Source organism: Neorhizobium sp. S3-V5DH (genome assembly GCF_004343065.1).
GTDB classification, from domain to species: Bacteria; Pseudomonadota; Alphaproteobacteria; order Rhizobiales; family Rhizobiaceae; genus Neorhizobium; species Neorhizobium huautlense.
This window is the reverse complement of sequence record NZ_SMCL01000031.1, coordinates 1-13,662: the sequence shown is the minus strand read 5'-3', so window position 1 is coordinate 13,662 and position 13,662 is coordinate 1. Positions and strand designations below refer to the sequence as shown.

Below are 13,662 nucleotides of genomic sequence, written 5' to 3'. Positions count from 1 at the left end.
GCGCTTCCCTCCCGGAGAGCGCATGGGTTGGATTACGTCGTTGCGTAAAGGTCGGCGTATTTCTGCCGTAGGACGTTCTTCTGGACCTTACCCATCGTGTTGCGCGGCAGGTCATCGGCGAAGATGATGCGTTTCGGCTGCTTGTATCGGGCGAGGCGGTCCTGGAGCGCGCCGAGGATCGCCTTTTCATCCAGCGCCGCATTGGGCTTGCAGACGACGATGGCGGTGACGCCTTCACCAAAATCAGGGTGAGGAACGCCGATCACGGCACTCTCGGCGACTCCTTCGAGCTGGTCGATCTCACCTTCAACCTCTTTGGGATAGATATTGTATCCGCCTGAGATCACCAGATCCTTGCTGCGGCCGACGATGTGGACGTAGCCTTGGCCGTCGATCTTGCCGAGGTCGCCGCTGATGAAGAAACCGTCGGACGTGAATTCCGCGGCGGTTTTCTCGGGCATCCGCCAGTAGCCTTTGAAAACGTTTGGCCCCTTGATTTCGATCATGCCGGTTTCTTCCCGGGCAAGCACGGTGCCGGTCGCCGGATCGGTGACCCGCACCGTCACGCCGGGAAGGGGAAAGCCGACGGTTCCGGCAATCCGTTCTCCATCATAGGGATTGGAAGTGTTCATGTTGGTTTCGGTCATGCCATAGCGCTCAAGGATTGCATGACCAGTACGGTTCTTGAACTCAATATGCGTTTCGGCGAGCAGCGGAGCCGAGCCGGAAATGAACAGCCGCATATTCGCGACTGCCTCCCGGTCGAGGTGCGAGTTCTGTAGGAGGCGCACGTAAAATGTCGGCACGCCCATCATCATCGTTGCTTTCGGCATCAGCGAGAGGATCTCGTCCGGGTCGAATTTCGGCAACAGGAACATTGAGGCGCCGGCGAGCAGCGTGACGTTGGTCGCGACGAACAGCCCATGCGTATGGAAGATAGGCAAGGCATGGATCAACCGGTCTTCGGCGGTGACGCGCCAGCAATCGCGCAAGGTGAGGGCATTTGAGAGCAGGTTGTCGTGGGTCAGCATTGCTCCCTTGGACCGCCCTGTCGTTCCCGAGGTATAGAGGATCGCCGCCAGATCGTCGGCCGTGCGCGAGGCGTCGACGAAGTCGTCGCGTTCCTCCTTTGCAAGATCGAGAAGCGAGCCGGTGCCGTCGGCATTGAGGGTTTCAACGATCGCGCCGTGAGGCTTGGCGATCTTCTCGACGCTCTCGCGCATGACCGAAGAAACGACAACCAGCCTGGGTTCGGCGTCGCCGAAGAAATAGTCGAGTTCGGCCAGCGTATAGGCTGTGTTGAGCGGCAGATAGATCGTGCCGCTGCGCACGCAGGCGAGATACAGGATCAGCGCTTCGGTACTTTTGTCGACCTGAACGGCGACCCGATCTCCCGGCCGAATGCCGAGCGTATCGATTGCGCCGGCAATGCGGCCCGAAAGGGCGAGCGCCTCGTCATAGGTCCAGGTCCGACCACCGTTGGTCAGGATAAACGGCGAGTCTCCCCGCGCGGCTGCCCGGATGGCGTCGAATAGATGGTTGCTCATATGCGTCCTCCTCCGATCTTGGCATTCACGCCTTGTGCGAAGGCGCTCGGGGTCTGCTCATTCCTGCCGCCGCGACGGTATTCCCGCTCCCGGCGGAGCATATTCTTGACGGCTTGTGATGCGGTCACTTCGCCGCGTTGCGCAAGAGCTTCGTGATTGGCCTCGATATCCTCGAGCTTGTAGAGGTAGTTAACCATCAGTCCGTGCGCCTGGCGCATCGCCTTCGCCGATCGATCGCCAAGGAAATTCAGCCTTTCAAGGCGAGCACCGTTGCCGAGGTGGAAACGGGCAACCGGATCGACCGGGCGGCCCTCCGGCGTGCGTTCGACGAGAAAATAGTGCGCGGCGAGCGGAAGCAGCACGCGCTCGATCTCACTTGCCGTGCCGGCGTCATTTGCCCAGGCCGGGTCGTCCAACAGCGCCAGCACCCTGCGCTCCTCTTCCGTCAGCAAGGGATCGGCTTGGTCGCTGCGTGCTTTGGATATCCACGACGCGAGGCCGGGAACGGGCGACAGCGTGACGAAATTTTTGAGGCCGGGCAGGTCTTTGCGCAGGTCTTCGACGACCTGCTTGATGAGAAAGTTGCCAAACGATATTCCGCGAAGGCCGCCCTGGCAGTTGGAAATCGAATAGAAGACAGCCGTCGTCGCTTCATTGGGAAGGATGTGCTCCCGTCCTTCGTCCAAGACGTCTGCGATCGTGCTCGGCACGGACCGGGTAAGGGCGACTTCAACAAAGACGAGCGGCTCATCCGCCAGCCGGGGATGGAAGAAAGCGAAGCAGCGCCGATCGGGGGGCGCAAGGCGGCGTCGCAGTTCTTCCCAGCTGCCGATCTCGTGCACTGCCTCGTATTTGATGATTTTTTCCAGGATGTGCGCCGGCGTCGACCAGTCGATGGGGTTTAGCGTGAGGAAGCCGCGATTGAACCAGGATCCGAACAGATGAGCGAAATCCGTATCGATGGCGCGCAGGTCTTCCCGCCGGTCTTTGAGCCTCAGGAGCTGTTCACGCATCCGGACAAGTTTCTCTGTACCGTTCGGCGCCAGATTCAGACGGCGCAGAAGCTCCTGCCGCCGCGGCTCGGCCGCATTGTGGAGAGCAAAGATCGCCGAAGGGCTCTTGTCGCTCCGATATCTCTCGACGGCTTTGTCGAGCTGAGCGGTGTCAGCCCCGAACTTGTCGGAAAGCATCTGCAGGAACTGCTCAGTTTCCATACTGTCGAAGCGGCTCCAGCGGTCGAGAATCTCCGCGGCGATGGCCATGCCTGATGCTTCGCCACGACTGGACAGCAGCATCTCGCAAAGGGCCTCGAGATCGGCTTCGACGACCGCGTCCGGCGCGCGCGGTCCGGAAAACAGAAGTTTGCGGCCGCGCTCGGTAATGCCCTGCAGCATATCACTAAAGAGAGAGGTCCCGGACATGCTGTGCTCCTCCGCCCGCAATGGACGCCTGTCCATCCGTCAGCATTCCCAATTTCAGTCTCATTGATGTTGTGGTATTTAAATTGATGTAATGTGTGTGCAATGTCAAGCATCTTGCATACAAGACATGGAATTTTGCATTATGGGAGGGGGAGTGAATGTCCGAAAATGTTGGGCGTTGGCTACGGGACGAAATCGAAAATGCTATCCTTTCCAATGAGTTCGGGCCGGGAGAGCGGCTGGACGAGACGATGCTTGCCAAACGGTTTGGCGTGTCGCGGACACCAGTGCGCGAGGCACTGATGCAGCTCAACGCAATTGGCCTCGTGGATATCCGTCCAAGACGCGGCGCCGTCGTCATCGATCCAGGACCTCACCGTATCTATGAAATGTTCGAAGTGATGGCGGAGCTGGAGGGTCTGGCTGGCTCGCTGGCCGCCCGCCGGCTGAACGAGGAGTCCCGTGCCGCAATCACGGCTGCGCATAAGCGCTGCGAGCTTTCGGCCGGAGCCGGCGACAGCGATGGCTATTATTACGACAACGAGGAGTTCCACAAGGCGATCTACGCGGCAAGCCGCAGCGAATTCCTGGAGGAGCAATGCACGCAGTTGCACCGTCGGCTGCGCCCTTACCGGCGGCTTCAGCTGCGGGTGCGCAACCGACTGCCAACCTCGTTTTCAGAGCATAGCGCAATTGTTGCGGCGATCTTCGCCGGAGACGTGGAGCAGGCCCGGAGCTTGCTCAGGGCGCATGTCGGCATCCAGGGCGAAAGGTTCAGCGATCTCGTCGCCAGCATGGCAACAAGATGAGCGGGGATTTTTTGACGTTGGTTTGACGCTGCTTTGACAGCGGTGCGCTAGGGGAGAGTTGCTCGTTCCCGGGGATGCTTTCCATGCTTCAATTCGTCGATGGCCACAACGCTGGCATGCGCTGCCGAATCGTAAGTACGCCTGTAGCGCTCTTGTCAAGGGCCGCTTTTGTGTCAGACTGTCTGTCGGACGGGCAGCCTGCGTTCGATGAGATCATCGAGAGGGGCACAACACGAGTTGGACCGATGGATCGCATGGATGAAAAACATGCAGTGTTCCGGATGTACCTGCTCGGCCCTTTTAGTCTCGTCGACGGCAAAGGCAAATCCGCCACGCCCAAGTCTCAAAAAGCTCAGGCAATTCTGGCAATGCTTGCGCTGTCTGCGCGGGGATCTCGTTCGCGGGTCTGGTTGAGAGACAAATTGTGGAGCGACCGGTCGGAGGATCAGGCGGCTGCGAGCCTGAGGCAGGCCCTGCTGGATATTCATAAAGCGTTGGGTTCGGCGCGTGATCTCATCATCGCGGACAAGAATACCGTGTGGCTGGACATGGACCGCATCGCGCTCGACACCGACGAGATGCTTCGCAGCGAGCGCATGGCGGATCAGATCACCGATGAACTGCTTGAGGGCATGGATATCCGTGATCCCGAATTCGAAGATTGGCTGACGGTCGAGAGACAGAACTGGTATCGGCGAATTGAGGAAGGTCGCGTCGACGACGTCTTCGAACCACGGCAGCAACCTCGCCGCGACGTCAGCACCCAGTCAGCGCTATTGCCTATGACGGGCCTGCCTGACCAGCGCACGCCGAATATTCCCCTGGCGGCTTCAAGCAACGATCCGGACATACCGCCTTCGCCGGATAACCTTCAGTGGACGGTCGCGCTTCAGCCGCCCATCGTCATCGGCGCCGGAGATGGCGGGCAGATCGCGGCATTGCAATTTCAGAACCTGCTCGCCAAGGCGATCTTCGATGGATTGGGGCTTGGCATTACCGATCTGTCGTTCGATCCGCAGCTTGGTCAGCCGGACCGAAAGATGGGCCTTCCGCTGTGCCTTCAACTACGGCTGACATTCGATGGCAGTATGGTGTTCGTGGAGCTGGCAATCAAGCACCTGCTTGACAACAGGATCATTTGGCTAGGCAGCCGTATGATCGGACGCACCCAGATGGAACGGGCCGAATACGGGATCGCTGCTGCATTGATCAGCCAGGCGGTTGACCAGCTGTCACTGTTTCAGGAGATGAGCGCTATTGACGGTCGCATGACCAGAGATGGCCTGTTCATCGATGCGGTCAACGCGATCTTCCGGCTTTCCAGAGGCGATCTTGAAAAAGCGGAAATGCGGCTGCAGGAACAGGTTCAATATCAACCGCGAGCGTCTGCTTTTGCCTGGTTGTCCTTCATCCGCACCTTCCAGGTGGGTCAGCGGTTCAGTGCGCTGGACGCGCATCTGATCGAAGAGGCGCAGGCCTATGCTCGAAAGGCTCTGGAACTCGATCCGAACAATTCCGTCTCCCTGGCACTGGTCGGGCATGTCCATTCCTTCCTGTTCCGGGAATACGATTATGCAGCCGGACTGTTCGAGAAGTCGATCCGCCTGAACCCGGCCCTGCCGATGGGGTGGGACCTCTATGCCATGCTGCATTGCTATGCGGGGCAGCCGGAAAAGGCGAGCGCAATGGCGCGGTGGGTTCAGGAGCTCGGCGTCTACAGCCCTCATAAATATTACTTCGACACGACGAAATCCATCAGCGCCGGGCTGGCGGGTGATCATATGGCGGCGATAGCGGCCGGCGAGGATGCGCTGCATTCCCGGCCGAACTTCAATAGCCTGTTGCGCTATCTCGCCTCCAGCCACGCTCACGTCGGCAATTTGGAGGTCGCTCGGCGATATGTGGAACGGCTCGATAAGGTTGAGAACGGGTTTTCCATAACGTCGTTTCGCGGCACAGGTTATCCTCTGCTCGATACAGGCGGCGGAAAGCTGCTGCTCGACGGCCTGATCAAGGCCGGCGCCCGAATTCGTTGAGACCAACACATTCAGGATGATCTCATTTCAGGAGGTAGGGGGCATGGTCGGAGAAGCAACTTTTGATCCACAATCTAAGATTGTGGAATTTATGAACTGTTATAAATTTAAAGTCGAACCGGATGCGGTTCTTCCTTGTGAGCCGAGAGCTGTTGAGGTGGTTCCTGACCCGGTGGAGCAGCCATCGCCCCCGGTTTCTCCTGCCTCGGCATTTTCCCCTGAAGACGATAATCCCATAGATGAGCCCCCGTTGATGATGGAGGCAATGGTGGCAGCGGCGTCGGTCCTCAGTAGCGTCGCGAACAAGTCGGTCCTCAACAAGGCCAGCCTGAACAAGAACAAGAATAAAAACAAGAATAAGAACAAAAACAAAAACAAGTCGACGATGGACGGCGCAAGTCTCGGCATGTCGCAACTTATTCCGGCCTTCGAATTGCGTCGATTGCATCAGCAGCCGTCGCGCAACGCCTTCACTGCCGCGCGACGCTTTACCTGGGAAATGCTCGACATTGCACCACCACCCGGCCCGGATTACACCCGGTTGGAAGCAGCGGTGCTGCTCTCCATGCAGCGGCGCGACCGTGAGCGGGCGAGGCGATTGCCCGACATCCAGGCTGAGGCGACCATTTCCGTATCGGAATTCACCCGCGCCCTGTATATCGAAGAGGTTGGCGGTTTTGAACAGACCGAGGGATTGTTTCAGGCGATCTTGACCGCCTGCGAATATGTTGGGCTACTTTACAAGAGCCAGTTCAACAGGCTTCGCCCGAACCAGTTCGAATCCCTGTTGCGGCCGCTCCTGCCCGTGCCGGTGCACGAGTCCTACCCCAGCAACCATGCCTTCCAGTGTTTTTCGATCGTATTCGCCTTCTCGACGATACTGCCCGAACATCCTGCAACGGACGAACTCGCCCGCATTGCCCAGAATGTCGCTGAAAATCGCGAGTGGGCAGGCCTCCATTATCCAAGCGACACGCAAGCTGGCCGGGATCTGGCCCGCCGTTTCGCCCCCTACCTCCACGATGCGTTTGGGCCGCTTTTCCAGGCCGTCCATGACGAGTGGGTTTAAGGCAGATTTAATTCTTGGGAGAACGAAGGTCATGATGCTAGCCGACATGCAAGCGCCGCAAACCGCACCAATGAACTATTACTATCTCTGGCATCTGACGGCCCTGGGCGTCATCGATGCGGATTACGGCTCGCCACCGGTCGCGCCGCCGGCCGAAGACGAGACTGCCGCACTCGAGGTCCATGATCCGGAGATCGGAGGAAATGTCTGGGATACAATCGCGGCTGCCGGCCCCATCCATCCGGCCCGGGTTGCGCTGATCGATGTAGGGGTATCGCCAGACCATCCGAATTTGGCGACCCGGCTTGATCGCGAAGCCTCGATCGACCTTACGAGCCATCGTTATGGTTCACGCTTTGCCGAAATCCTCGATGCGACCACCTCCTTCGATCGGGAGGAAAAGCAAGCCTTCTTCGCCGGGCTCGACATCACTCCTTTGGGAAATCTCGGTTTGTCCAACGATGATCGGGAATATCTTGACGACATTGTCGCGGAATATGCCGCCTCGCAGGGCGTCGTCCGCCGGCTGTTCCATCCGGAGTCCGTTTTTGCCTCCCATGGCACCTGCTGTGCCGGCCTGATCGTCGGCGAACCGGCCGTGGTCGCGGGAGAGGGAGAGCCGCCGGAGCCTCCGGAGAGCGCATTCTATGGTGACGGCAGTACGCCATGTCCGAGTGCCAATCGCAACGTTATTCCCTATTTCGGTGTTGATCCCTTCTCGCGGCTGATCTCGATCAGGACGTCTTTTGAGGATGATGTTCAGCAATTCATTGCTGCATTTCTCTACGCCTATCACCAGCACGTCGATGTAATCGTCCTGCCACGGGGCTTGCCGGATCCGAAGCGCAGCCGAGTCATTCCAAAGAACGAGTTGAAAGCCGATCTTGAACGCTGGAAAAACCAGATTGCCGCGGATTTGTTTGCCCGTATCTCCTTTGCGGAACAGGGCAGCTTTGAGCTGGAACCCAAAGCCCCGCAGAAGGGGTCAAATCCTGATAGAGCGTGGCATGTCCTCAAGCAGCTCATTGTTGCCATCAGCCAGCATATTCCGATCGTTTGCGCGGCGGGAAACAGTGGCGAAAGCCAGCTAATCTACCCGGCCAATCTGGCTGCCGATGACAACGGGATCATCGCGGTCGGCGCCGTTACGGTCGAGGGTTATCGGTCAGGATACAGCAATTACGGAGAGGGGCTTACGGTCGTTTCGCCATCCGACGACGGCGAGGTCTTCAACCGTCACCAGTTGCGCGTCGATCGATTGTCTCCTTTCGCTGCGCAACATGATTACGAAGCATTTGGGCTTCGGGAATATCACTATTCCCATTTCTCCCTGCTGACGACCGATCTGCCCGGCGCATTCGGTTACAACCGGGGTGCTGACCCATGGTCCTCCATCGTGCCGTTCGGGGCCAATCCCGGCATCGGTGGAGGTTACTATACCACGTTCGGCGGCACGTCCGGAGCCTCTGCGGAGGTGGGAGGCATCTGCGCATTGATCCAAAGGGCATATAAGAGCCAAAATGACAGCGAGGCGCGGCTCTCTGGCCCAGCAGTAAAGTCCATCCTTCAAACTACGTCCCGGCTGGATGCGGCAGTAGCACCGGGAGTACGCGTGTTGACTGCCGACTGCATGAATGCCGACGGCGAAGATGCTCTCGATATGAGCTATTTCTTCGGGTTCGGCCTGCCCGATGTTCGGGCGGCTGTCGCCGCCGTGTTGACGCCGTGACGTAGTTCTCGATGAGTTTCACGAAGTTGAGGCCCCCTAAAAAAGGGGGTCTTTTTTTAGTCGCGGCCCTCTTTTAACGGAAGTTTCACGCGGTACTGGCGTGCCGATGACGGGTCCACAAGAAGCTCCTCTCAACGAAAGACAAGACGAGATCGGTGGTTTTTGAACCGGATTGGCCGCAGGTACGGCCGTTCCGGAGCAACCATTCTTCCCGAAATGACGGGTCTCATGATGAGACTTGAAGCCTGAGGGATGAGGAGAACTAAGATGTCTGCTTATCAGATCGAGCAGTTGGCGGATCAGGCCAGGGCCTTGCTCCGGCGCAATCCGCTCTTTGCAAAGTCCAGTTCCGTGAACGCCGCCGCAGCTGGCAATATGCTGAAGCTGTTGCCTCGTTATGCCCGAATTCTTGCTGCCGCATCCGAACTGCCAGATTGCGGCGAGAGGGTGGAGGCGTTGGCCGGTTATTTCCCTGGCCTGGCGGATGGCGGATACCGTGATGCCGAAACGTTCCTGCCCTTTTCAGCGTTCCTGCCCGTGCGAAGCGACCCCTACCGATCTCCCGCTCTGACTGCCTGGATGGATGAGCTTCAGCGGGGGCTGGAAAGGTATGTCGACGGTGCCAGTTCCGAGGTCGTGGATCATAACCTGCAGCCTCATCTATTGGCCGAGGACCTTGCGCTCGAACGCCATCCGGTTCGGCGGCTGACCTGCGGTATCGGTCTTGTTCCGGCCGCTAGTCTGGCAGCAAGCCGAATGATGCAAAAGCGCATCGCTGGTCTGCCAATCGGCCCCGACCTCGAATATGCCCGGATGAGCGACCGTGACCGGGAGCGGATCGCCGATCATCTCGAGAAGGCAATCGCCTTTATATCGGCCGTCGATCCCGCAGGCTATCAACGGCTGACTGCGGGTCTTCATACGCTCTACATCGGAACCAGGCATGGCGCTACCAACTCGTTCTCCAGCTCGGAGGATCTGCCGGCAAGTGCCGTCGTAGTTCTGTCACAGGAAAGGTTGGACGCCGAAGATTATCCGGCAACTGCAGCAGAACTTCTGCGCGAAGTGGGCCATGTCCTGCTGCAGTTATACACGAGCGCGGCGGTGTCATCGCTGCCCGCCGAACTCCGGTACGTATCGCCATACACCCACAGCCTACAGACGCTCGAAAGCATCCTGCACATGGCCTACGCCGTTCCCTGGGAGTGCGCCGTTCGCATCGCATGCTTGCCTTTCAGAGCACCGCCTGAGCACCGTGCACGGGAAGCTGCATTTGTTATTGCGTATGCTGCCCGTCTAATTCCGCTCATCGATATCGCCCGTGAGGGGATCGAGCGTCTGGGCGGCGATGTCCTTCTCGACCTCCGGGACATCGCCGTCATTCCTTCCTGGGGCGCCGGGGTCTTGGCGCTTGTCGACCGGCTCCTCGAATGCGAGCCGGCGGCTCGGCGCCAGGCCTATTATGCCCAGCGTCTGTGTGTCGTGGATCGTCAGGCCTGGGACCTTGGGCAGGCGCTTCTGCGGGGCGAGCAGCCCATCGATCCGAGAATGGGCCGTCCAATGCTGCAGAGCACCGGCGAAGGGCTCAGTCTCTGGTACGATGGCCGCCTCCACATGATCCGCAAGGCCGCCAGTCGGCCTCCCGATTGGCACGACATTCGAGTTGCCCCGCCGGCGGAGACGCCAAGTCCGATCCCGATGGAGCACGCGTGATGGGCAAGCGCGGTTCCTGTGAATTTTCAGCAATCTGTGACTGGATCAAGCAAGGTGAATGATGATGAAAGCCTTTGAGTATCATGCGGATCTCTTTGATGCCGTTCACGACACGGATTTCGTCATTGTCGGATGCGGAAGCCTCGGTTCCCAGATCGCTTCCCAGCTTGCGGCGCTCGGGGCTCGCCATTTTTTCCTGGTGGACGGGGACCGCATCGAAGAGAGCAATCTGCAACGACTGAGCTGGGCAACGACACGAGATATCGGTCAATTGAAGAGCGACAGGTTGGCGACTTATCTCGCCTCCCGCTTTTCTGCGGTAGTTGCAATCATGACCCGGTTCGCCGACGGGGCGGAGGCCGCCCGGCTCATTCTGGCCCGTACGCGTAAACCATTTCTGATACTTGCAGAGGATAGTGTTTCTCTGGCCCCCCGATTTCTTGCCGAATATCACGCGGCGGCCCCGGTGCCTCCACCTTACCTGCATGTCGGCCAGAACGGTTCTATTTGTGTCGCCGGCCCGCTGGTGGCGCAGCCGGATGATGCCTGCCCTTTCTGTTGTGCGACGCTGCAGGCACCGATCGACACGGGCGTCGTAGGCCGGCCGTCGCCGGCCGATAATGCTCTGATTGCCTGTTTTGCGGTTTCCCAGATCGCCATCGAGCGTCTTACCCACCGCAGTTCATTGCGCGGCCATCGCTGGCTCTTTAATCCCGCTGTGGGTAGCGCTTCGCTTCATGCCGTTGCCAAGAGCCCTGATTGCAAGGTGTGTCACCCATGAAGCCCCTCTCTCCTTAGGACTACCCGAAATCGCGCTCTGCGTAGTCCAGTGACGCTGACGTTACTCAACCCGGTTCTATAGACGATGTATGCCAAACGCAGTTTCGCGCAGATATCACTCGTCCCTCCATGCACATATTTCATGGCCGGCATGAGATCGGGAAGCGATGCGAAGGAGCAGGCGCAGCGTTCAGGCGAAAGCGTCGTTCGACAGCCGGAAACGGAGTAAGCCGACAATTGTAATGAAATCCAATCTACGGACTGGGTGTGATCGGTGAAGGAATCAGTTTTATTGCCCCCGTTATCGTCGGATCAACCGTTTCAAGACGGTCCAGCGCCACAGAGATGCCAAAGAAGAGCAACGCGATAATCGGAATAAGGAAGAGCAATCCAGCGTTTTGCCCGCGCATGTCAAACTCCACACTAATTGACGCGTGGACAATCGCCATTTCAAGTTTAACGATGGGTTAACATGTCTCCGTTTTGCACAGGACGCGGAAGTCAAGCTCCTTTCTCGAAACATCCGCGCCAGCACGGGGACTGGTTAGGGAGTGTTACCCTGTGTTAGGTGCGGTCGCCGGCGGCGGCGTCTCATCGGAGGGCGTGCTTGGTCCTCTCATAAGAAAGGCGGCAATCAAGGCCACTATGAGCACCACGAGCACGCCAATGATTGCGTTCTTGGCCATTGTGGCTACCTTATTAGAAACTTGGCGAATACCACATGGCCATCGCGATCAGCGAGGCGAGGGCGACGTTTAGGCCAATGTATAAAAGCCAGTCGTGACGATTGTGCCGTAGGCGGTTCATGTTCATCATCCTCCAGATGAAGAACATCGCATCGATCGTGCGGTTCCCTACGACATTTAACGGCAAGCCGGGTTGTGGAATTTTCGGCTCGGATCTATCGAAGATGAACCATTCCATAGGATCAATGCCTCGCTTGTAAGCCAATCCCGCCTAGGATCTTGCTTCAGGTCGATGGGGCAGGTTCGTGAAGCATGCCTGCCGGGAAGGAATCTGACCGGTTCGCAGGGACATCGGCCTACCCGTCAGCGTTTGGAACCGCGTCCGGCAGCCCCTTTCGACTCAGGGCTGAGCTTTCAGTTGGCGTTGAGGCGTCGTCCGACTTGGTATCAAGCGGCTGATTTGTTTCGAATTCGTCAGGCCTCAAGCACCGAAAACTCAGCTGAACGATTTGAAGAAAAGATGATTAGCATTTATACTTTTGCTTAGTATTGTGGATCTCGTGGAAAAGCAATTCGTGCGGCAAAATTCCGTTGCGTTGTTATCGGTTGCAGGAATGACGCTTCTGGTTCAGTGACGCTCAAAATTATACTCTATCACATTCTTTCCAGGGTTTTTTCTTATTACCTCCATTTTTTACGGAAGTTTAACGCCGTTTTGGCGGGGCGATGACGGATTTGAGAGAAATTCCCCTCACGAAAGACGGTGAGAGAACATAGTCCGGTTGGCTGGCTTTGGCCGCCCCGGTGGCAACCGCTCCATCGGCGGGGGTATCAGTGCTCCGTAAGAGCTTGATGCCGGTGAGGCGGGTCCTCATGCCTACTTTCGTCTCCGAACGATGAAGAGCTCACAGAGAGCTTCGGCAAGACCGTTCAACGGGCCGAGAGGAGATCCTCCAGTCATTCGGGAAATTGATGACGGCGACTGTTGTTCGCCCGACTCAAAATCAAACACGACGTCCGCAGAAGCGGGTTTCGCCAAACAATGGAGTGAAAAATGACTGTGCCTATAGAAAAGATCGCCTTCCTCGTCGCCGCGGCCTGCATGGCCTCGTTTGCCGGACATGTACTTGCCTATGATGGCCACCGGTTGACGACTGCAGACGAGGTTTCGTTCGCCGCCCAGGTGAGTGTCGCCGGAGCCGAGACAAAAGCGGATGTCACACGGGAGGTGACGCGGGTCCGCACCCCGACTCGTCGTGACAACCGGTTTGCCGGCGACGAACAGAACTAAACCCCGAAAATTCAAACAGTTCATTCAAGACATCGATCGGTTGGGTCGCACCAGGAACCGATCAGAAAAAGGAACGACTATCATGAAAAACTCTGTCATCTCCACCATCTTCGCCACTCTCTTGGCATCCACCGTTGCAGGCGGTGCCTTTGCGCAGGAGGGCGAGTATTATGAGGGCGCCTCTCGCGACCGCGACTATCTGACTGTCACGACGGATTCGCTGGGCATCCCCTCCGTTACCCGTTACGGCTATCCGCCGTTGAAGAAGGCTCCGGGTCTCGATCAGCCGGCATCTCCGATGATCGACAGCGGTGACTATTACGACGGCGCAGCTCGTCCCCATTAATCGCAAAGAGATTGAAATCGAGCGCCGGGACCTCCCGGCGCTCTTTCCGTTGTGCGCCCAGCATGGGCGCATTCTTGTGGGTGCAAGTCCCACCGTGAGCTGGTCACAGCAAGCGAAGAGAAGCGCAACTGCGTGAGGGCGACCGAGCGTGGGGAGGAAGCGTGGATCGAAACTGCGGGTCGATGAACAAGAACCGGATATGAGGCGATGCCGACCAGGGCGAGCGGGCAACGAA

Annotated in this window: 11 protein-coding genes; 8 read left to right on the top strand and 3 right to left on the bottom strand. The window is 58.1% G+C overall.

Annotated elements, in window-relative coordinates:
* Positions 1-32 precede the first annotated feature (32 nt).
* Both EDE09_RS25990 and EDE09_RS25985 read right to left on the bottom strand, forming a co-directional pair.
* Entirely contained in the window at positions 33-1,547 is a 1,515-nt protein-coding gene (locus tag EDE09_RS25990; RefSeq protein WP_132413314.1) for a malonyl-CoA synthase, read from the bottom strand.
* A complete protein-coding gene (locus EDE09_RS25985) occupies positions 1,544-2,968 on the bottom strand; it encodes a malonyl-CoA decarboxylase (RefSeq protein WP_105370919.1) in 1,425 nt (474 codons plus the stop codon). Before EDE09_RS25985 ends, EDE09_RS25990 begins: the two co-directional genes overlap by 4 nt.
* Before the next feature lie 158 nt (positions 2,969-3,126).
* Here EDE09_RS25985 and EDE09_RS25980 point away from each other — a divergent pair, with 158 nt between their 5' ends.
* The 6 genes from EDE09_RS25980 (at position 3,127) to EDE09_RS25955 (ending at position 11,105) form a co-directional block, all read left to right on the top strand.
* Positions 3,127-3,777: a GntR family transcriptional regulator gene (locus EDE09_RS25980; RefSeq protein WP_105370920.1), complete on the top strand. Its 651-nt coding sequence runs from the start codon at positions 3,127-3,129 to the stop codon at positions 3,775-3,777.
* Between the two features lie 254 nt (positions 3,778-4,031).
* Positions 4,032-5,813, top strand: a complete 1,782-nt coding sequence (locus EDE09_RS25975) for an SARP family transcriptional regulator (protein ID WP_165924270.1) — start codon at positions 4,032-4,034, stop codon at positions 5,811-5,813.
* Positions 5,814-5,856: 43 nt separating this feature from the next.
* A complete protein-coding gene (locus EDE09_RS25970) occupies positions 5,857-6,882 on the top strand; it encodes a phosphatase PAP2 family protein (protein WP_105370921.1) in 1,026 nt (341 codons plus the stop codon).
* 34 nt (positions 6,883-6,916) lie between these two features.
* The gene (locus tag EDE09_RS25965) at positions 6,917-8,611 is read left to right on the top strand and encodes a S8 family serine peptidase (RefSeq protein WP_105371050.1); all 1,695 of its coding nucleotides are present in this window, start codon (positions 6,917-6,919) and stop codon (positions 8,609-8,611) included.
* 267 nt (positions 8,612-8,878) lie between these two features.
* Positions 8,879-10,324, top strand: coding sequence for a hypothetical protein (locus EDE09_RS25960; RefSeq protein ID WP_132413312.1), 1,446 nt, complete (start codon positions 8,879-8,881; stop codon positions 10,322-10,324).
* Between the two features lie 64 nt (positions 10,325-10,388).
* Positions 10,389-11,105, top strand: coding sequence for a ThiF family adenylyltransferase (locus EDE09_RS25955; RefSeq protein ID WP_157948993.1), 717 nt, complete (start codon positions 10,389-10,391; stop codon positions 11,103-11,105).
* A 698-nt stretch (positions 11,106-11,803) separates the two neighbouring features.
* On the opposite strand, the gene EDE09_RS25950 is transcribed toward EDE09_RS25955, so the two are convergent.
* On the bottom strand, positions 11,804-12,028 hold the full coding sequence (locus EDE09_RS25950) for a hypothetical protein (protein ID WP_105370925.1): 225 nt from the start codon (positions 12,026-12,028) through the stop codon (positions 11,804-11,806).
* A gap of 816 nt (positions 12,029-12,844) precedes the next feature.
* Here EDE09_RS25950 and EDE09_RS25945 point away from each other — a divergent pair.
* The gene (locus EDE09_RS25945) at positions 12,845-13,081 is read left to right on the top strand and encodes a hypothetical protein (RefSeq protein WP_105370926.1); all 237 of its coding nucleotides are present in this window, start codon (positions 12,845-12,847) and stop codon (positions 13,079-13,081) included.
* Positions 13,082-13,163: 82 nt separating this feature from the next.
* Complete coding sequence (locus EDE09_RS25940; RefSeq protein WP_105370927.1) at positions 13,164-13,427, top strand: hypothetical protein; 264 nt, start codon at positions 13,164-13,166, stop codon at positions 13,425-13,427.
* The last annotated feature ends 235 nt before the right edge of the window (positions 13,428-13,662 follow it).